At 60.8% G+C, this 17,840-nt stretch carries 25 protein-coding genes; 16 read left to right on the top strand and 9 right to left on the bottom strand.

Annotated elements, in window-relative coordinates; genetic code table 11:
- Positions 1 to 30: 30 nt before the first annotated feature.
- From L4923_RS13045 to L4923_RS13035, 3 genes are all read right to left on the bottom strand, one after another.
- Positions 31 to 207: a hypothetical protein gene (locus tag L4923_RS13045; protein WP_239365611.1), complete on the bottom strand. Its 177-nt coding sequence runs from the start codon at positions 205 to 207 to the stop codon at positions 31 to 33.
- Positions 188 to 505 carry a hypothetical protein gene (locus tag L4923_RS13040; protein WP_239365609.1) on the bottom strand — a complete coding sequence of 106 codons (318 nt, stop codon included), beginning with the start codon at positions 503 to 505 and terminating at the stop codon, positions 188 to 190. The genes L4923_RS13045 and L4923_RS13040 overlap by 20 nt, the downstream gene beginning before the upstream one ends.
- 433 nt (positions 506 to 938) lie before the next feature.
- Positions 939 to 1,346, bottom strand: coding sequence for a low affinity iron permease family protein (locus L4923_RS13035; RefSeq protein ID WP_239365607.1), 408 nt, complete (start codon positions 1,344 to 1,346; stop codon positions 939 to 941).
- Between the two features lie 177 nt (positions 1,347 to 1,523).
- On the opposite strand from L4923_RS13035, the gene L4923_RS13030 reads away from it, so the two are divergent.
- The gene (locus L4923_RS13030) at positions 1,524 to 1,961 is read left to right on the top strand and encodes a CBS domain-containing protein (RefSeq protein WP_239365605.1); all 438 of its coding nucleotides are present in this window, start codon (positions 1,524 to 1,526) and stop codon (positions 1,959 to 1,961) included.
- A 65-nt stretch (positions 1,962 to 2,026) separates the two neighbouring features.
- Here L4923_RS13030 and L4923_RS13025 read toward each other — a convergent pair whose 3' ends face one another.
- The 5 genes from L4923_RS13025 to L4923_RS13005 all read right to left on the bottom strand — a co-directional run bounded on the left by L4923_RS13025 (position 2,027) and on the right by L4923_RS13005 (position 5,492).
- Complete coding sequence (locus tag L4923_RS13025) at positions 2,027 to 2,299, bottom strand: DUF3175 domain-containing protein (protein WP_239365733.1); 273 nt, start codon at positions 2,297 to 2,299, stop codon at positions 2,027 to 2,029.
- A 196-nt stretch (positions 2,300 to 2,495) separates the two neighbouring features.
- Positions 2,496 to 3,371, bottom strand: a complete 876-nt coding sequence (gene ligD / locus L4923_RS13020) for a non-homologous end-joining DNA ligase (protein ID WP_343303181.1) — start codon at positions 3,369 to 3,371, stop codon at positions 2,496 to 2,498.
- Between the two features lie 156 nt (positions 3,372 to 3,527).
- On the bottom strand, positions 3,528 to 4,349 hold the full coding sequence (gene ku, locus L4923_RS13015; protein ID WP_239365603.1) for a non-homologous end joining protein Ku: 822 nt from the start codon (positions 4,347 to 4,349) through the stop codon (positions 3,528 to 3,530).
- A 44-nt stretch (positions 4,350 to 4,393) separates the two neighbouring features.
- Positions 4,394 to 4,789, bottom strand: coding sequence for a hypothetical protein (locus L4923_RS13010; RefSeq protein ID WP_239365742.1), 396 nt, complete (start codon positions 4,787 to 4,789; stop codon positions 4,394 to 4,396).
- A gap of 175 nt (positions 4,790 to 4,964) precedes the next feature.
- Positions 4,965 to 5,492: a DUF4142 domain-containing protein gene (locus tag L4923_RS13005; protein ID WP_239365600.1), complete on the bottom strand. Its 528-nt coding sequence runs from the start codon at positions 5,490 to 5,492 to the stop codon at positions 4,965 to 4,967.
- A gap of 123 nt (positions 5,493 to 5,615) precedes the next feature.
- Here L4923_RS13005 and L4923_RS13000 point away from each other — a divergent pair, with 123 nt between their 5' ends.
- A complete protein-coding gene (locus tag L4923_RS13000) occupies positions 5,616 to 6,098 on the top strand; it encodes an SRPBCC family protein (RefSeq protein WP_239365597.1) in 483 nt (160 codons plus the stop codon).
- A gap of 249 nt (positions 6,099 to 6,347) precedes the next feature.
- A complete protein-coding gene (locus L4923_RS12995; protein WP_275448389.1) occupies positions 6,348 to 6,647 on the top strand; it encodes a DUF982 domain-containing protein in 300 nt (99 codons plus the stop codon).
- Positions 6,648 to 6,694: 47 nt separating this feature from the next.
- On the opposite strand, the gene L4923_RS12990 is transcribed toward L4923_RS12995, so the two are convergent.
- Positions 6,695 to 7,606 carry a cytochrome c3 family protein gene (locus L4923_RS12990; RefSeq protein ID WP_239365591.1) on the bottom strand — a complete coding sequence of 304 codons (912 nt, stop codon included), beginning with the start codon at positions 7,604 to 7,606 and terminating at the stop codon, positions 6,695 to 6,697.
- Positions 7,607 to 7,877: 271 nt separating this feature from the next.
- Here L4923_RS12990 and L4923_RS12985 point away from each other — a divergent pair, with 271 nt between their 5' ends.
- The 13 genes from L4923_RS12985 (at position 7,878) to L4923_RS12925 (ending at position 17,836) form a co-directional block, all read left to right on the top strand.
- The gene (locus L4923_RS12985; protein WP_239365588.1) at positions 7,878 to 8,897 is read left to right on the top strand and encodes an AraC family transcriptional regulator; all 1,020 of its coding nucleotides are present in this window, start codon (positions 7,878 to 7,880) and stop codon (positions 8,895 to 8,897) included.
- 287 nt (positions 8,898 to 9,184) lie between these two features.
- Entirely contained in the window at positions 9,185 to 10,342 is a 1,158-nt protein-coding gene (locus L4923_RS12980) for an amine dehydrogenase large subunit (protein WP_239365585.1), read from the top strand.
- 5 nt (positions 10,343 to 10,347) lie between these two features.
- Positions 10,348 to 10,914, top strand: coding sequence for a MauE/DoxX family redox-associated membrane protein (locus L4923_RS12975; RefSeq protein ID WP_239365582.1), 567 nt, complete (start codon positions 10,348 to 10,350; stop codon positions 10,912 to 10,914).
- On the top strand, positions 10,914 to 11,513 hold the full coding sequence (mauD, locus tag L4923_RS12970; protein ID WP_239365579.1) for a methylamine dehydrogenase accessory protein MauD: 600 nt from the start codon (positions 10,914 to 10,916) through the stop codon (positions 11,511 to 11,513). The genes L4923_RS12975 and mauD overlap by 1 nt, the downstream gene beginning before the upstream one ends.
- Before the next feature lie 33 nt (positions 11,514 to 11,546).
- Positions 11,547 to 12,086 (top strand): methylamine dehydrogenase light chain, encoded by a 540-nt coding sequence (locus tag L4923_RS12965; protein WP_239365576.1) that lies wholly within the window; start codon positions 11,547 to 11,549, stop codon positions 12,084 to 12,086.
- Positions 12,079 to 12,522, top strand: a complete 444-nt coding sequence (locus tag L4923_RS12960; protein ID WP_239365573.1) for a c-type cytochrome — start codon at positions 12,079 to 12,081, stop codon at positions 12,520 to 12,522. The genes L4923_RS12965 and L4923_RS12960 overlap by 8 nt, the downstream gene beginning before the upstream one ends.
- A 4-nt stretch (positions 12,523 to 12,526) precedes the next feature.
- Complete coding sequence (locus L4923_RS12955) at positions 12,527 to 12,970, top strand: c-type cytochrome (RefSeq protein ID WP_239365571.1); 444 nt, start codon at positions 12,527 to 12,529, stop codon at positions 12,968 to 12,970.
- Between the two features lie 444 nt (positions 12,971 to 13,414).
- Entirely contained in the window at positions 13,415 to 14,413 is a 999-nt protein-coding gene (paaA, locus tag L4923_RS12950; protein WP_239365569.1) for a 1,2-phenylacetyl-CoA epoxidase subunit PaaA, read from the top strand.
- Between the two features lie 19 nt (positions 14,414 to 14,432).
- Positions 14,433 to 14,717 carry a 1,2-phenylacetyl-CoA epoxidase subunit PaaB gene (paaB, locus tag L4923_RS12945; protein WP_239365567.1) on the top strand — a complete coding sequence of 95 codons (285 nt, stop codon included), beginning with the start codon at positions 14,433 to 14,435 and terminating at the stop codon, positions 14,715 to 14,717.
- Positions 14,717 to 15,478: a 1,2-phenylacetyl-CoA epoxidase subunit PaaC gene (gene paaC, locus L4923_RS12940; protein ID WP_239365565.1), complete on the top strand. Its 762-nt coding sequence runs from the start codon at positions 14,717 to 14,719 to the stop codon at positions 15,476 to 15,478. Before paaB ends, paaC begins: the two co-directional genes overlap by 1 nt.
- Positions 15,479 to 15,485: 7 nt before the next feature.
- Positions 15,486 to 15,989, top strand: coding sequence for a 1,2-phenylacetyl-CoA epoxidase subunit PaaD (paaD, locus tag L4923_RS12935; protein ID WP_239365563.1), 504 nt, complete (start codon positions 15,486 to 15,488; stop codon positions 15,987 to 15,989).
- 7 nt (positions 15,990 to 15,996) lie between these two features.
- On the top strand, positions 15,997 to 17,070 hold the full coding sequence (gene paaE, locus L4923_RS12930) for a 1,2-phenylacetyl-CoA epoxidase subunit PaaE (RefSeq protein ID WP_239365560.1): 1,074 nt from the start codon (positions 15,997 to 15,999) through the stop codon (positions 17,068 to 17,070).
- The gene (locus L4923_RS12925) at positions 17,060 to 17,836 is read left to right on the top strand and encodes a Phenylacetic acid catabolic protein (protein ID WP_239365558.1); all 777 of its coding nucleotides are present in this window, start codon (positions 17,060 to 17,062) and stop codon (positions 17,834 to 17,836) included. Before paaE ends, L4923_RS12925 begins: the two co-directional genes overlap by 11 nt.
- The last annotated feature ends 4 nt before the right edge of the window (positions 17,837 to 17,840 follow it).

Raw genomic sequence — 17,840 nt, 5'->3', positions numbered from 1 at the left:
GAGCCCTAGAAGTTGGCGGCCGAAGATCCCTTATCCTTCGGCTTTCATCGTCCGGGCAATCTTACGCAGCTTGTTCAAGTTCCGACCTTCGCGTTCGACCAGATCTTTCGCCTGGTTCGGAGAAAGATCGGTGTGCTCGGCCAGGAATTTCACCACAGGGTCCACCGTCGCCGGTTCAGCTGTCGACTTACTGTTCTTTTGTGTCATCGGATAAGTTCCTCACAACTGGATCGGCCGACATGTCGGCATGACCGTCGGGCAAATAAGCCCTGGCACGGTGCTCCATCCTGGTTTTCGGTTCATGGGCGCTACGCTCACTGGTCTCAATCGGCGGGTCAAAGGCGGCCGCATGCAACATCATCACCTTTGCCACCTCAATAAGTGTCTCGTCGTCGTCCGCCGGCGACCGGGCCCTGAGCCGAACCTGGATTTCTTCCCCACCCTCGCCGTGAAATTCCACGACAGGCATGGCGCCATGGTCGACGATCGTCTTCAGGATCTGCATGAAAACCTCCTTATCGAAGCCTTATCGAACCAACCCACGCCGCAGTCCGCGGTTCCCAAATTTCGGCTTCCGGAAGTTCACAACTGCCGTGCCGCCCGACGGCGGCTGCCGCTGAAACATTCTGTGAGGGAACCTCAAGGGCTGAGGTCGGGTTCCCTCCTTAGCAAGTTACTGAACCCGACCGTTCGGCTTGTTAATCGTTCGATAACAGACAGGGGTTTTTGCGATGGCCATTTTGCCAAACACACCCGAGCCGCAGCAACCTGAGCCTCCTCCTATTCCTGACCAGACGCCTCCCATCAAGGAGCCGGAACCCGACCGTCTGCCAGATGAGATTCCTCGTCCGAATCCTGATGAAACCCGCGACCCGCCACAGCGTTTCGAGACAAGCAAGATCCCGCCGGTATCTGGCCCGCCGGAAAAGGTAGCAGCGTTATCCGCTGCGGGCTGATGAACCTTGCTTCGGGAGCGGTTTGCTCGCCGTCAGGGCGGCCACCTTCTGCTCAATTTGCCTGCGAAGCTGCTCGACCTCTCGCTCCGTCAGATGTTCGATGCCGATCAGGTTGTTCTTTGCTTCCGACGCTCTGATCAATTCATCCAGCTTGGTTTGGATCGCAGCATTGTCCCTGTTCTGGGTGTTCTGGATCAGGAAGACCATAAGGAACGTGACGATGGTCGTGCTGGTGTTGATGATCAATTGCCAGGTATCTGAATAGCCGAAATAGGGCCCGGTCACCGCCCAAGCCAGCACAGCGAGGACGCAGAGCCCGAAGGTCAGTGCCTTTCCGGCGGCATGAGCCACCGCGTTCGCAACCTGGGTGAATATCTTTTCCGATTTCATGGACCTGTTCCTGCCTCGCCGCCGGCAGGGCGAGAACGACGCCATCGACGCTCTTGTTCCGAGAAACTGCGCATGGGCCGGCAGCGAAGCTGACTTTCATCGGAACGTTTTAGCTGCCCGTTCATTGGGCTTGCATCGACTCGATCGGCGTGGGGCGTCGAACCCTGGGAGATCACCATGAGAGTACGAGATTGCATGACCAAGGACGTACGAATTGCCATGCCGGATGCCACGCTGCGCGACGTGGCGCAGGCGATGGCCAGCCTGGACGCCGGGCTGCTTCCTGTAGCAGAAGGTGATCATCTGATCGGAATGGTCACCGACCGCGACATCGCGGTTCGTGGTGTTGCCATGGGCAAAGGACCGGAAACGCCGGTGCGGGACGTAATGACGTCCGATGTCAAATATTGTTTCGACGACGAGGAAGTCAGCGCAGTGCTTCAGAACATGGGTGACATTCAGGTTCGCCGTCTGCCGGTCCTCAACAGGGATAAGCGGCTGGTGGGCATTGTGTCGCTCGGCGACCTCGCGACGAACGGCGAGGCTGCGCACGCCGGCGAGGCACTCGGCGGCATATCGCAGCGCGGTGGAGAGCATTCGCAAACCACCCACTAACGGGGTTCCCTGAAAAACACGTCCCTGGAAGCGATCGCCTCGGCGGCGCTTCCAGGTGATCACGCCTACTCGCGCCCAAATTCCTTGCGCAGTTCCACCTTCGCCTGTTCGAGAACTTTCTTCTGCGACGCAGGCAAGTTCTTGCCGGCCCGGTTGATGTAAAAAGTCAGCATGGACATAGCCGAACGGAAAGGCTCCGATTTGCGCCGGTGACTTTTTTCGGCCGAACGCTTCAGCGACGCAGCGATCTTTTCCGGATCTTCGGATTCGAAGACGCCTTCCTCCAAGGTGAGGGCATCGCTTTTTTCAGTGACTTCGGCAGACCATTTTTCAGGCATCGTGACCTCCTGCTTTGATATCGGTAACTGCTCCGGGAACGGTCGCGTTCCAATTAAGGCAGGCGGACTGACTACCCTTCGGCAGCCGTCCCGGGTCGGCGAGGTCAACGGCGCTAGCTACGGAAGCCGAGCAACGGAAATCCTTCTGCGATGTCGCCCGCGCCGATCCAGACGCGGCGTAGAAGACTCGACAGGTTCAGCGCAATTTCAAGGCTACTTCCGCCTTGCGAAAGTCCTGCCAGGGGTCGGCGCTGCCCAACCGGCCCAGCGCGTTGTTCACCGTGAAATGAGCTGGACCAATCGAGGGACCAAGTTCGTCCCATTCGAGCGGCATGGAGACGGGAGCGCCAGCCCGCGCCCTGGTTGCGTATGGCGCAATCGCCGTCGCGCCGCGCTGATTGCGTAGATAATCGATCAGAATGTGGCCGACCCGCTTCGACTTGGTGATGGTCGAGACATATTTGTCGGGGCTGTCCGAGGCCATGGCATCGGCAATCGATTTGGTGAACGCCTTGACATCCTCCCAGGCGGTAACAGGCTTGAGCGGTGCAACGACGTGAATGCCCTTGCCGCCGGTCGTCTTGACGAAGGTATTGAGTCCAGTCTTTTCCAAACGCGCGCGGACTTCCCGTGCGCAGTCGATCAAATCCTGCCATGCGATTCCCTCGCCGGGGTCGAGATCCATGACGATCTGGTCAGGGTGCTCGAGGTCGGACAGCGATGCCTGCCACGGATGGATCTCGAGCGTTCCTGCCTGGATAAGCCCCATCAGGCCATCGAAGCTATCGATCACAAGGATTGGCTCCTCGGAATTGTCGTTCGGATCCTGGACGGTAAGGATTTCCTCGGCATGCCCCCGCCAGGCATGTTTCTGGAAAAAGCACTGGCCGGCCGTGCCCTCCGGACAACGCAGCAAAGCCAGCGGTCGCCGGGTTATGAAAGGCGCTATGCGCTGCCACGCACCAGAGTAGTAGTCAGCGAGCCCCGCTTTGGTGACACCGGCATCTTCCCAATAAACGCGATCAGGATGGGTAAGCTTGACGGTGGATTTCGGTGATTCGGCTGACTTCATGGCTTGTTCCCGACAATCATGACCGCTTCCATATCCGCACAGGCCGTGAAAGCCAGCATGGCGCAATACCCCATCGCCAGTCCAGTTCCTGAATTCGAACTGCATCCGACACGCAGGCGCATCCGGTCATAACCGAAAACCGCTGATCGGAATGCATCACCCCGCCTTGCGCCGAGCGGATCGGCCATCCTCGCTTTTTTTGGCTCCTTCGCCCTTGGCGCTGCGCCGTAACGCATCCATCAGGTCGATGACCTTGCCTTCGCGCTTGCGTTTCGGCGGCTTGATCTCGCGCCCGGCGATCTTGGCTTTGATCAACTCCGCCAAGGCTGCATCGTAGCGGTCATCGAAATGCGCGGGGTCGAATATGCCCGCCTTTGATTTCATGATGTGCTTGGCGAGGTCCAACATCTCCTTCTTGATCTTGAACTCCGCAACCTTGGCAAAGGTTTTTTCCGGCGAAGCGATTTCGTGGTCGAAATGCAGCGTGTTCGCCAATAGTCCGTTGCCGTCGGCACGGATTGCCACAGTGCGCAGCCTTCGAAACAGCACCGCTTCAGCCAGCGCAACGACATTCTCAGCCGCGAGGCTGTCACGAATGAGCGCGAACTTTTCATCGGCATCACGATCTGGACCGAGATAATAGGGACGATCGAAGAATAGCAGATCGAGATCGGCACATTTGACGAAGCGGGTCACCGAAAGCGTCTTGTCGCTCGCCGGAACAAGCTCGGCGACCTCGTCGGGCTCGACGGTTACGAACGTGTCGTTGCCGAGGTCGAAACCTTTTAGTTGGTCGTCATCGTCGACCGCCCTGCCTGACTCCTCATCGACATATTCACGCCGAACCCGGTTACTCGTCTTGCGATTGACAATGTGAAATGAAACGCGTTGCGAGGTCGAGGCCGCGGCGTAGAGTGCCACCGGGCATTCGATGTCAGCGAGCTTCAGTTCGCCTTTCCAGAGTGCGCGAGGTGCCATCAACTCCTCCCTGTGCAACTTGAAGACAGGCCTAACCGCTTCCTTCAGGTCTCGTCGAAGCGGCCTCCCTCACGGGAAGGATTGCGGCTGATTGCTGCTTCCTCAGCATCGTCGGGCAACGCCTCATCGCTTTCCTGGTAGGGGTTGTCATCGTCCTCTTCTTCCACCTCTCCGCCCGCCGGCTGTTCCGCTGTGTCGACCTCGGTCGCGATATCGCCATTGCTGGGGGCGTCATAGGCATTCAGCGGGCCAGGGGTGGAGACTGTATGCGCCATCATCGCCATCGCCTGTCGTTTCACCTCATCATCGTCATCAAACCAGCGCTCGGAGCGGAAGGCCACCGTAATGGATTGCCCCTCAGTACCCTGAAACCGCACGCGGTAGCCGTACACATCACCGGGATCGACCTGCGTTGTGATTTCCGTGCGTCGAACCTGCATTCACGCCTCCTCGCTTTGGATTACAGGGCTTGAAGTTACCGGGGTCAACGCGACCCTGCCTGCGGCGTTCCGATTTTTGTCCCGGCAGTTGTTGGGCTCCGGGACGAGCTGCCGGACGCCAAAGCGGCTCCCCTGGAGAACTTGAGCGGACCCGCACGCATCGCGAGCCGCAATGTTACTTGTTCAACCCCTTGGCCATATCGAGATGGTGACGTAGCGCCGGCATGATATTGGCAGCCCAGGTCTTGATCGCGGTCTGTTCGCCTTTCTCGCCATAGCGCTGGAACAGATCCACCGCATCAGCATGCGCCTTCACCTGATCGGCATGATAACGGTCGTTGAACTCCTGCCCCTGCAGCCCCTGCAGCTCGCCGAGCGCTTCTTTCTGGCTATCCGTCATGTCGGTCGGAATAACGACGTTGATTGCTTGGTTTTCCACCAGCTGTTTCAGTTCGCTGCTGGTTCGTTCGTGATCGCGTACCATCTGCTCGGCGAATTCCTTGGTGGTCGGGTCAGCGCGCTCCGCAGCGAGCTTGCTCGTCGCAATCTCAAACAGGTCGCTGGTTGCTGCCTTCTTGACAAAGTCCTCTGTCGATGGAGCGACGCCAAGCAGTGTATTCACGCCGGTCTTTTCCGTAGCGGATTGGGCTGATGCCGCCGTGGCCGTCAACGCGACAATGGCAGCAAGAAGGAAGGTCTTCATGGATTTTCTCCTGCTTCGAAACCCGAACGGAAGGAGACGTCGATCGTTCCAAAAGACGCGTCGTTGACGCGCGCGGGTGGCACAGTTTCGGGAACCTCCGGGCACCGTTTTGCATTGGCGTTCATGACCTTCAACAGCTCGATTTCAATAGAGGTCGACGTCGCGGCCGAGCCGCGCGATGCATTTCTGCATTTCACACAGAACATGGGCCACTGGTGGCCGAAACACTATTCATGGTCCGGCGAAACGCTCCGGGAGATGATCATTGGCAATGAGCCCGGGGGATTTTGCACTGAAGTCGGACCGCTTGGATTTCGATGCGATTTCGGGCGTGTCCTCGAAATCGAGCCACCAGGGCGCATTGTTTTCACCTGGCAGGTTGGCCCCAATCGCGAGCCCGTTCCCGATCCATCAAAGGCCAGCAAGGTCGAAGTGACCTTTGCGCCAAGGGTCGGCGGCACACGCGTGACGCTAAGCCACACAGGCTTTTCGAACCATGGCGCCGGTGCCGAACAGTATCGTGAGGCGATGCAGTCGGAACAAGGCTGGCCGCTGATCCTGCGGCGCTTTGCTGAAGCCTGCTCTGCAAGGAATGAACAGCAATAACCTTACGATTCCCACCCGAATTCCCGCAACGGGTCGTTATGCGCGAATGCGGGTGGCGTTCCGGACTTGGCTGAGGCTCTGCCCCTGTCTGAACAGAGTATGTGACAACGAAACATACTGTGTTGGAACGGGCACTGTCCGAATGGCTTTTCAACTTTGGCTAGTACAGATCGAACAGGACCCGGAGCGAGCGATGGTGTCTTATCGCCACTATACCGACACCCTGTCAGAAGAGGAGGAAATTCGCCTATGGCTTGTTTCACGCCGGTAAGATTCAGAACCGCACGCGGTAGCAAGTTCATGATCCGCAACGTGAGGGACATGGCCGACGCCATGCGCCGCTCCTGGCCAGACAAGGATTGCGAGGCTTATCAACAGGCAGTGGACCTGATCAAACGCGCGGAAGACGGCGAGTGCAGTCCTCGCGCAGCGTTCGGCGCCTTCATGAAGGCCGCAAAAGCACAGGACCGTATCATCGCTCCGCGGCAGCATTTTTCGCGGGAAGTCGCACGCACGCTTACGGACATCTCGAAGTTTTCGGCCTCCTGATTGAGCCGCCACGCGGCTAACCAGCGTGCCGACAGAACAATCCGCCCTCATCCGCCGTGACATCCGTTGCAATCGTCAATCGGGCCGAACTTCCTGCCGGCCCGATTGTCCGCACGGTGGCACTCGGAACAGAATGCGTGGAACATACTGTCGATCCGGGAGGCCTCCGAAACCGAGAGGCGCTTATGACAGCTGAGACAGTTCTCGGTGCCGGTGCGATCGACGAAGTTGTGATGACAGCCGGCACATGCCAGGCCCGTGTGGTCCGTATGCAGGAAGCGCGCATGATCGATGGGCGCCTGCCGCAGGCCGGCCAGCCGTGTCTCGGCCATCGAGCCTATCGCCAGCCAGGCGATTGCGCTGATGAACAAGGCAAGCGTGGCTGCCAGTCGCACAACATGGCGCTCTCGCAGCAGACCTTCGACCAGCAGGAAGGCAAGTCCGGAAAGAAAGCCAACCGCCGCGGAGAAGGCCATGCCGGCCACCAGCGTTATGTGAGTGCAGGCAGCTGCAATCAGCAAGTAGCCCGCAGTTCGATGAACGGACAGGCTTGAGAAAGGTCCCAATCGCCGCCGCAGCGTTCGGGACCTCTGCACGAGCAGCACCATGAGGAAGGCCAGCAGCGCGATGATGCCTGCGACAATCTCGAGCGGCATTGCGGGAGTCAGCCAACGCCAGAAGACAGGTTGGAAACCGGTGGTGACGACGACATGTCCGCCGAGTGCGGCCAGGGCGGCCCAGCCGAAGAGCCTGTGCCATGGACGTTGCCCGTAGGCCGGGCGCAGGAAAAGCGTGCCAGAGATCAGCAGCAGAGCGGCGACGCCCAGGAGCCGTGCCGCCCACCATGCTGCTTCGGTCGGCTGCCACAGAAGCACCACCGCGCCGCCAGCCAGCAGCAAAAGCCCTACCCTGCCGGCATGGCCAGCCAGCCTCTGCAGCCACTTCGCACGCAGCTTCATAAGCTCGTTTCCCAGGCGGAACGGAGGTCAAGCTAGTGCCTTGGCCGGCAAAGGGCATGTTCGACTTCAAGGCAATTGACAGGTCCAGGCAGCAAACCAACAATTCCGACGTAAATCCCACCAGGGGCATGGGAGGGACATGCCCCTGGCGACCGTGACTGGAGCAATTCGAGGAAAAGTGCGTAGCGGTTTTCCGTCCGGAATTGCTTGAAAACAAAAGTTGGAGCGTTTCCGCGTTTCCGTGAAAAACGGAACGCTCTGGAGGTGCGGGATGCAGGGAAGCGGGACGATCGCGCCACGGGCAACGACGCTGTTGCTCGACGCACTGGCCAATAAAGGCCAGGAACCGGAAAGCATATTGGCAAGGCTTGGGCTAACACGCTCAAGCCTTGCAGAAAGCAGTGAAAGCACACCACTCGCGATCTTCACGACCATTCTGGAGGCCGCGGCACGCGAAAAAGGTGACATCACATTCGGCCTGAAGCTCGGTCGCAGCTACAATCTGCCAGCGCTCGGCTCCATTGCCACGGTCTTCTTCACCGCGCCCACTCTCGGTTGGGCCTTCTCGAAATTCACCAGCTATTTCTCCAGCCTGCAGAGCAATACCGAGGCGCGCCTCGACGTGTCGGGCGAGCTTGCCAGATTAAGCTATTCGATCTCCGACCCAACCGTGCGGCTGCGCCATCAGGACGCCGACTTCACTGTCGCGCTCGAGCATAAGATGCTGACCGATATTATCGGGCCGCGGCGGACCATTTCCCATGTCGACCTGGAGCATGACTGCTCCAGGGATGTGGATGCCTACCGCAGCTATTTCGGTTGTGCCGTACAGAGCGGCCGATCACGCAACGCGATCTATTTTCCTGCCACCTATCTCGAGCACAGCGTGCCGGGTGCCGACCCCGTCGCCAACGCAAGGGCCGAGGAGGAACTTCAGGAGAACCGTTCAGCGCTGCAACAGGAAGTCGACCTGGTCACGGCCCTGCAGGCATGGATGAGCGCGGCACTGGCGCGCGCATTCGACGCCGATGTCGAACACGCCGCCGCCGATTTCGGTGTCTCGTTGCGCACCTTCCAGCGCCGGCTGGCGGAATGCGGTGTGAACTTCCTCGACATCCGCAACAAGGTGCGCATCCAGATCGCCAAATGCATGCTGGTGGCGACTGACATCCCGCTGACGACGATCGCGCTGCAACTCGGCTACAGCGAGCCCAGTGCCTTCTCGCGAAATTTCAGAAGCCAGGTCGGCGAGACACCTGCCGACTATCGCACCCGGGAAAGGCATCTCTGAAAGCTGGAGCGCCTGCATTTTGGCGCGTTCTGTCAAGCGGGCCGCCGAGGTGGCGATGCAAAGTCGAGATCGAGAGCCTGTTGCTGCCCTGGGAGATGCGGAACGAGGCCGCGGGAGAGGTTGCCTGGCGAAGAAGCGCGCCAGGATGAACCTTCATCGATGGCATCCGCGGCAGCGATCCTTTTCGCCACTTCCAGCTTAACACCATACCTTGCCTGAAACGGCATGGCTGCGGCGTGAAACGAACGGCAGGCATGGGAAGGAACGAGCAAAGGGGAGGATCACCAATGCGTTTGGGTCTGTTCGCGGCGGCCATGCTGGCCAGCACGGCGATCTTGCCTGCATACGCCCAGGAGGCAGCCAAGGAAATCCAGCCGGAGGAGATCACCAACGTCAAGATCACGGCCGGCACCGAAATGCTCTTTTCCATGGATCTTGCGCTCAATCACGTGGTGGACGGGCGCATCTATGTGATGGATGCCAAGACGTTGAAGCCGATCGGCATCATCGGCACCGGCAGCCTGGGCATGGCGCAGTTTCCCCAAGGCTCGAAGGACATCTATGTCGCGACATCGCATCTGTCGCGCACCACCCGGGGCGAACGTTCTGATTTCGTCGAAGTCTATTCCGGCGAGGATCTTACCTTCAAGGAAGAGATCCCGATCTCGAACAACAGGGCGCAGGCACTGAACTATCGTTCGCTGTTCCAACCCTCGGCCGAGATGAAATATCTTTTCGTGCAGAATGCGACACCCGCCACCTCCGTGACGATCGTGGACCTGGCGGCCAAGAAGCAGATCGGCGACATCCCCAATCCCGGCTGCTACGGCATCTTCCCCTCGGCCAAGACCGCAACACGCTTCGCGACGCTGTGCGGTGACGGCACGGTCGGCACCATCGACGTCAAACCGGACGGCACCGGCGAGATGAAACCGTCGGAAGCAATCTTCGACGCCGACGCGGACGCCATCTTTACCAGTGCCTATCGCTGGGGCGACTATTGGGTGTTCCCGTCCTATGGCGGAAACATCTATGTCATCGATGTCGAGGGCGACACCGCCAAGCTGGTCGACAAGATCGAGGTGGCCAAGGGTGTCGAAGGCAACTGGAGGCCCGGCGGCTACCAGCCGCTGACCGTGCACGACAAAAACGGCATTGCCTATATGTTGATGCACTCCAACGGCACGGAGGGCAGCCACAAGAACCCCGCGGAGGAAATCTGGGCGGTCGATCTCAAGGCCAAGAAGGTCATCGGCCGCTCGAAATCGGTGCCGGCGATCGGGCTGACCGTCAACCAAGGCGACAAACCGGCTCTGTTCGCGATCGACGGCTTGAAGGCGGAAATCGTGCGCTACGACCTGCCGGACGCCGGCAAGGAGTTCGCACTGACGCCGGCAGTCGCAGCCTCGGGCGGAGACCTGCCCGACCAGGTCGAGGTGCGGTAGCCGCCATGACAGCGCTGCATCCGATCCTGGTGGTCATCGCGGCGGGCACGCTGGTCTGTGTGTTCGCGCGCGCGGCCATGCACAAGGCGACGGACCTGACGATGTTCACGCATACGATGGGTGCTTATCGCCTGTTGCCGGCCAGGCTGCTGACGCCGGCGGCGTTAGGCCTGCTGCTTCTGGAGGTCGCGGTGATCCTCGGCCTGATCATTCCGGCGACCCGGCCGTTCGCGGCGGGCGTCGCGCTTGTCCTCCTTGCCGTCTACGCTGGTGCCATTGCCGTCAACCTATGGCGCGGCAACACACACATCGACTGTGGTTGCGGCGGCGCCGGACAAGGCCTGTCCTGGTATCTGGTGGCACGCAACGCCGTGCTCGGCGTGCTTTGCGTGGTGGCGATGGCCTCGCTGCTTCCGGCCGAGATGACCGCGGTTGCCTGGCTGAGTGCTGCCGCCGGCATCCTTTCTGCCGTCCTGCTTTTCGCAGGCATCGAAAAACTCATCGACAACTGGTCCTGGCTGCAGGCGTCCAACCGCACATTCGAGCAGCACAATCATGAGGGGCACGACTGATGGATCCGCTGGTTGTAGCCGTGATCGTCCTGTGGGCGATCGTCATCGTTCTCCTGATCGTCGTCTTCGCGCTGGCGAGACAGGTCGGCATCCTGTTCGAACGCGTGGCGCCGATGGGCGCCCTGATGACAGACGCCGGCCCGAAGATCGGCGAACAATCGCCGCGCTTCGACCTGCTCACGCTGGATGGCAAACCGCTGACGCTCGGGCTGCCGGCGCCGAAGAGCACGCTGGTGTTCTTCCTGTCGACCACCTGCCCGGTCTGCAAGAAGCTGCTACCGGTCCTCAAATCATTGAAGCAGGCGGAAGCGCAGAAGCTCGGCATCATCATCGCCTCCGACGGCGATGCGCTTGAACACACCGAATTTCGCCGCGCCGCTGGTCTCGGCGACTTCCCATACGTTCTATCGCGCGACCTTGGCATGACCTACCGCATCAATCGACTTCCCTTCGCGGTGCTGCTCGATCCGCAGGGCGTAGTGCGCGGCAAGGGCCTGGTCAATTCACGCGAGCAATTGGAAAGCCTTCTCAATGCGCAGGATCTCGGCCAGGCTTCGATACAAAACTGGATCGAAGCCGAAGTCGCCCAGCGTAGCTAAACAATGCGTGGTTAGAATTAGGGGAGACACGTTATGTCGAAACTGATCGACAAACTCTTCGGTGCCATCGACCACGTCACGGAGCGGGGATCGCGGCAAATGGCGCACCGGCTCGGTCGTCGCACCTTCCTGTCCTTCGTCGGAAAGGTGGCCGTCGGCGGCGCGATCATGCCGCTGCTGCCCTTCGATCGTGATGGCGGCGGCACGGCCCGCGCAGCCGCGGAAAAGACCGATCAGGAGTGCGAATACTGGCGCTACTGCGCGCTCGACGGCTTCCTATGCACCTGCTGCGGCGGCACCATCAACCAATGCCCGCCCAATGCGCAGGTGTCGGCAGTGACTTGGGTCGGAACCTGCCAGAATCCGGGCGATGGCAAGGAATATCTGATCAGCTACAACGACTGCTGCGGCGTCGCCTCCTGCGGCAAATGCCTGTGCAACTTCAATCTGCGCGAACGGCCCGGCTACCGCATGGGCGTGCACAACGACATCAACTGGTGCATGGCCAACACGCAGAGCAACTATCATTGCACTGTCGCGGCGGTCGTCGGCCTTGGGAACAGCAATGGCTAAAGCCGGCATCGCTTTTTTGCTGACGATGTTGGTCGCCACCGGAGCCTTGGCTGACGATGTCGCCCTGTTCACTAAGACCTGCGGGGCCTGTCACGGCAAGGGCGGCGTAGGTATACCCGGCATGGCCCCGCCGCTGGCCGGCGCGGAATGGGCGAAGGCGGGCAAGCCGGATAGCCGCCTTTATGTGCCGGAAATCATCCTGAACGGCCTGTCCGGCAAGCTGACCGCCGCCGGACGGACTTATCAGGGCATCATGCCCGCGCAAAAGCAGCGCAAGGACGAGGAGATCGCGACGCTGGCAAATTATGTCCTTGCCAAGCTGAACAGCGCTCCGGCCGATTTCAAGCCGCTGACCGCTACAGAGGTTGAAGCGCTGCGCGCTAAAAAAGTCGATCACAAGACGCTTCTTGGAACACGGTCGCAACTGGTGCAGTGAGCCGATGAGAATAACCCTCGCCGCACTGCTCGTTTCGATGGTCGCCGTGGTCAGCCTCGGTTCGGCGCGCGCTTCTGAGAGCGGCCAGATCCTCTACAGGCTGCATTGCTCTGGCTGTCATGGCCTGCAGGGCAATGCAGCAACAGTAGGCGGCATCCCGGCGCTCGCCGGCAATGTCGGCACGTTTATGAAATCGGCGGAATCTCGAACGTTCCTCACGCAGGCGCCCGGCATCATGAATTCCGGTCTCAATGACAAGGACGTGGCTACGCTGATGAACTGGCTGGTGCCGGCGCTGGCGAAAGGCTCACTCACCGAGCCCTTCAAACCCTATTCGGTCGAAGAAATCGCGCATTCGCGCGCCAACCGGCCACCGGATTTCTTCGTCGCGCGGCGCAAGGTAGCTGAAAACCTGCAGAAACGGGGCTATGCGCTGCCGAACTATTGAGTGTTATAGGGTCAGCGCCCACCATAGATGCTGCTTCAGAGGGCAAAATGATCGCGATTTGCCGGCGCGTCTGCTGGAAATGCCGCGCATCGAAGCCTACGCGATCCTGAGTGACGGCCTACAAGTCAGGCAATGATCAGCCAGACGCAATTGCAGCCCAGTCGGGGCGAGCGCCGACAAGTCGAACACGGCGGCAGGCAGGCCAAACGCAGTTTGCGGTTGATCTCCGGGCCATTCTGTGCAATTAAATGACCGACCGGTCGGTGAATTACACAGTCAGGCGATCCGACGGGGAGGAAACCCATGCCGGAAGCTTTCATCCGCAATGCGATGTGCGCGCCGTCGGGCCATGCGCCGCTCGTTTTTCACGCTGGGGATTTGACTTCTCTCAATCCATCGATCGTCCGGCGCGTCTGATACGCGCCCAGCAAAGGAGACGTCGCCATGTATGCACAGATGGTCAAGACGGATGCGGCCAAGGTGAAGAGCCTGGACGAGATGGAGCCGCAGGAACGTGCCTTTCAGGAGCGCATCGACGCCGGTCAGAAGATCGAGCCGAAGGAATGGATGCCGGAAGCCTATCGCAAGACGCTGATCCGACAGATTTCCCAGCACGCCCATTCCGAGATCGTCGGACAGCTGCCCGAAGGCAACTGGATCACGCGTGCACCGACACTGGAGCGCAAGGCGATCCTGCTCGCCAAGGTGCAGGACGAAGCCGGCCATGGGCTCTACCTCTATTGCGCTGCCGAGACGCTCGGCATCAGCCGCGACGAGATGTACGGCCAGCTGCATTCCGGCAAGGCGAAATACTCCTCGATCTTCAACTATCCGACACTGACCTGGGCCGATATCGGCGCGATCGGCTGGCTTGTCGATGGCGCTGCGATCATGAACCAGGTGCCGCTGCAGCGCTGTTCCTACGGGCCTTACGCCCGCGCCATGGTGCGCATCTGCAAGGAAGAGAGCTTCCACCAGCGCCAGGGCTTCGACATCCTGACCGTGCTGTGCAACGGCACGCCCGAGCAGAAGGCGATGGCACAGGACGCGCTGAACCGCTGGTGGTGGCCTTCACTGATGATGTTCGGCCCATCGGACGACGCCTCGGTGCACTCGGCCCAGTCGATGGCGTGGAATATCAAGCAAGACTCCAATGACGCGCTGCGCCAGAAATTCGTCGACCAGACCGTACCGCAGGCGAAATTCCTTGGCCTTACCATTCCCGACCCGGACCTGAAGTGGAACGAGGAAAAGGGTGGCCACGATTTCGGCGAGCCGGATTGGACCGAGTTCTTCGAAGTGATTGCCGGCAACGGTCCCTGCAATCGCGAGCGGCTGGAAGCCCGCCGCAAGGCCTGGGACGACGGCGCCTGGTTCCGAGACGCGCTCACCGCCTATGCCGAAAAGCATGCCGCCCGCGAGACGCCGGCTGCCGCAGCGTAGAACCGTAAAGGAGCCTGACATGACAAGCGAGTGGCCCCTGTGGGAGGTCTTCATCCGCGGCCAGCACGGCCTCAACCACCGGCATGTCGGCAGCCTGCACGCGCCGGACGCCAAGATGGCGATCCACAATGCGCGCGACGTCTACACCCGCCGCAATGAAGGCGTGAGCATCTGGGTGGTTCGCTCGTCCGATGTGGTGGCCAGCGCGCCATCGGAAAAAGGTCCGCTGTTCGACCCTGCCAATTCCAAGGTCTACCGGCATCCGACCTTCTTCGACGTGCCGGACGAAGTAGGACACATGTGATGGGTGTCACGTCGGCAGCCATAGCGGAGTTCGCAACGCGGATGGGGGACAACTGCCTGATCCTCGGCCATCGCGATTCCGAATGGTGCGGGCATTCGCCAGCGCTCGAGGAAGACATCGCGCTCGCCAACACGGCACTCGACCATGTCGGCCAGGCGCAGCTTTGGCTCGGTCTTGCCTGCGAGATCGAAGGCCGGGGCAAGACGGCCGACACGCTGGCCTTCCTGCGTGATGCCTCCGGCTATCGCAATCTGCTGCTGGTCGAGCAGCCCAATGGCGATTTCGGCCGCACCATCATGCGCCAGTTCCTGTTCGATGCCTGGCACCTGCCGATGCTGAAGGCGCTGATCAATTCCAGCGACAAGCGCATTGCCGAGATCGCGGAGAAAGCCTCCAAGGAGGTCGCCTATCATCTCGAGCGCAGCACTGATCTGGTCGTGCGGCTGGGCGATGGAACCCGCGAAAGCCAGGCAAGAATGCAAACGGCGCTGGATTTCCTGTGGCCCTATACCGGCGAGATGTTCCTGGGCGATGCGCTGGACGACGAGCTCGAAGCGGCAGGCATAGCGCCGGCACCAGCCTCCTTGCGTCCCGCTTGGGATCAGCATGTCGGCCGCACCCTGGCCGAGGCCACGCTGAAGGCGCCCGACAAGAGCTATGCCCAGAAGGGCGGCAAGCGCGGCGTGCATTCCGAGCATCTCGGTTTCATCCTGGCCGAGATGCAGTTCCTGCAGCGTGCCTATCCCGGCGCGAAATGGTGAGGCCGCTATGAGCGTCGCCACCATCACACGACCACGCCTGAGCCAGATCCGGTCGTGGCTCGCAAAAATCCCGGATCCGGAAATCCCGGTCATCTCGCTGATCGACCTTGGCATCATCCGCGATGTCGCTTGGCGCGGAGACACGCTGGAAGTCACGGTGACGCCAACCTATTCGGGCTGCCCCGCAACCGGCGTCATCAATCTCGAAATCGAACGGACCCTGATCGAACACGGCATCGAAAAGCTCGAACTCAAGCGGCAGCTGTCGCCCGCCTGGACCACGGCCTGGATCAGCGCCGAGGGCCGCGAGAAACTGACCGCCTATGGCATCGCCCCACCCCAAGAAGGCACAGCGGCCTGCGCGGGCGCGCTCAAGCCACTGAACGTCTCATGCCCACAATGCGGCTCGGTGAAAACCGAGCGCATCAGCCAGTTCGGCTCCACACCATGCAAGGCGCACTACCGCTGCACCGAGTGCCTGGAACCCTTCGATTATTTCAAGAGCATCTGAGGCGCCGATGGCCCGCTTCTTTCCCCTCGAGGTCACCGATGTCCGCCGTGAAACCCGTGACGCCGTGGTGGTGACACTCGCCCCGCGCGACGAGGACCGACAGGCCTTCGATTTCACGCAAGGGCAATACCTGACCTTCCGCCGCACCTTCGACGGCGAGGAGTTGCGCCGCTCCTATTCCATCTGTGCAGGGAAGGACGAAGGGCTGCTCAAGGTCGGCATAAAGCGTGTCGATGGCGGAGCCTTTTCAACCTGGGCCAATGAGGAACTGAAAGCAGGCGATGCGCTGGAAGCCATGGCTCCGATGGGCGCTTTCCATGTGCCGCTGCAGCCCGAAGTAAGCCGGCATTATCTTGGCTTTGCCGGCGGCAGCGGCATCACGCCGGTGCTGTCACTGATCAAGACGACGCTGGCACGCGAACCCAAGTCGCGCTTCACCCTGATCTACGGCAACCGTTCGATCAACTCGATCATGTTCCGCGAGGAACTGGAGGACATCAAGAACACCCATCTCGGCCGCTTCAACGTAGTGCATGTGCTGGAGAGCGAGGCGCAGGAGATCGACCTGTTCTCGGGCCGCATCGATGCCGAGAAATGCGCTCGCCTGTTCAAGGGTTGGGTCAACATCGCGGCCATCGACATGGCCTTCATCTGCGGACCAGAGCCGATGATGCTGGCTATCGCCGCATCGTTGCGCGAACACGGGCTGCGCGACGACCAGATCAAGTTCGAGCTGTTTGCCTCCGCTCCGCGCCGCGCCAAGCATGTCGTCAAGACCGCGGAGGACGGCGCCCGGGCCGAAACCTGCAAGGCGACGATCACGCTCGACGGCTCCACCCGCGTCATCGAGATGGCGAAGAGGGGTGAAACCCTTCTGGAGGCAGCACTGGCTGCCAGCCTCGACGCGCCCTATGCCTGTAAGGCCGGCGTCTGCTCGACCTGCCGCGCCATGGTCCTGGAGGGCGAGGTCGAGATGGAGACCAACCACGCGCTGGAGGACTACGAGGTGCGCCAGGGCTATGTGCTGACCTGCCAGTGCCATCCTTTGTCGGACCATGTGGTGGTGACCTATGACCAGTGAGCCGGACGCCGCCACCGAAACCATGCCGCTGGAAGACTATCTCGCCCAGGGCGGCAAGCTGACGACACCGGAAAACGCGCCGCCGCGCTACCGCGGCGAATTGCTGCGATTGATGGCGACCTTCGTCGACAGCGAGCTGGCCGGTGCCGCCGGTTTTGCCGACATCATCAACCAGGGCCCCGGCATCAAGGAACGTATCGCGGCCTCACGCATCGTGCTGGAGAAACTCGACCATGCCGAGCGCGTGCTTGCCGTGATGGGCGAGTTCGGCGCCGATGTTTCACGCTATGCAAACCATCACCCCTGGACGGCGCGCGTCGCCCGCGACAGCGATCTGGGCGCGGCTCGCCATGGTTCGGACATGCGGCTGGCCGTACTGCATTATCCACTGCAGGACTGGCTCGATGCCGTCGTCATGAACGTGCTGATGGGCCGGGCAGTCACCATCCAGCTCGACGAGTTCTCCAGGCTGTCCTACCAGCCGCTGGGCGACATCTTCCGGGCAATCCTGCCGCGCGAGCGCCGACACATGGAACTCGGCGAGGAAGGTCTGCGCAAGCTGCTGCAGGACAAGGCCACCAGGCCGGCCGCAGCGGCATCGATCGCCTATTGGCAGCCGCGTGTCGCGGCAAGCTTCGGTGCCACAGCCTCCCAGCATTTCGACACGCAGAAGAAATTTGGCCTGCGCCATACCGGCAATGCGGAACTCGCAGCGGAATGGACGCGCCAGGTCGACGGTTTGCTGGGCGATATCGGCTTGCGCTGATCCC

This window comes from Terribium retamae (genome assembly GCF_022347545.1).
GTDB classification, from domain to species: domain Bacteria; phylum Pseudomonadota; class Alphaproteobacteria; order Rhizobiales; family Rhizobiaceae; genus Mesorhizobium; species Mesorhizobium retamae.
This window is presented reverse-complemented; position numbering and strand designations above follow the sequence as displayed.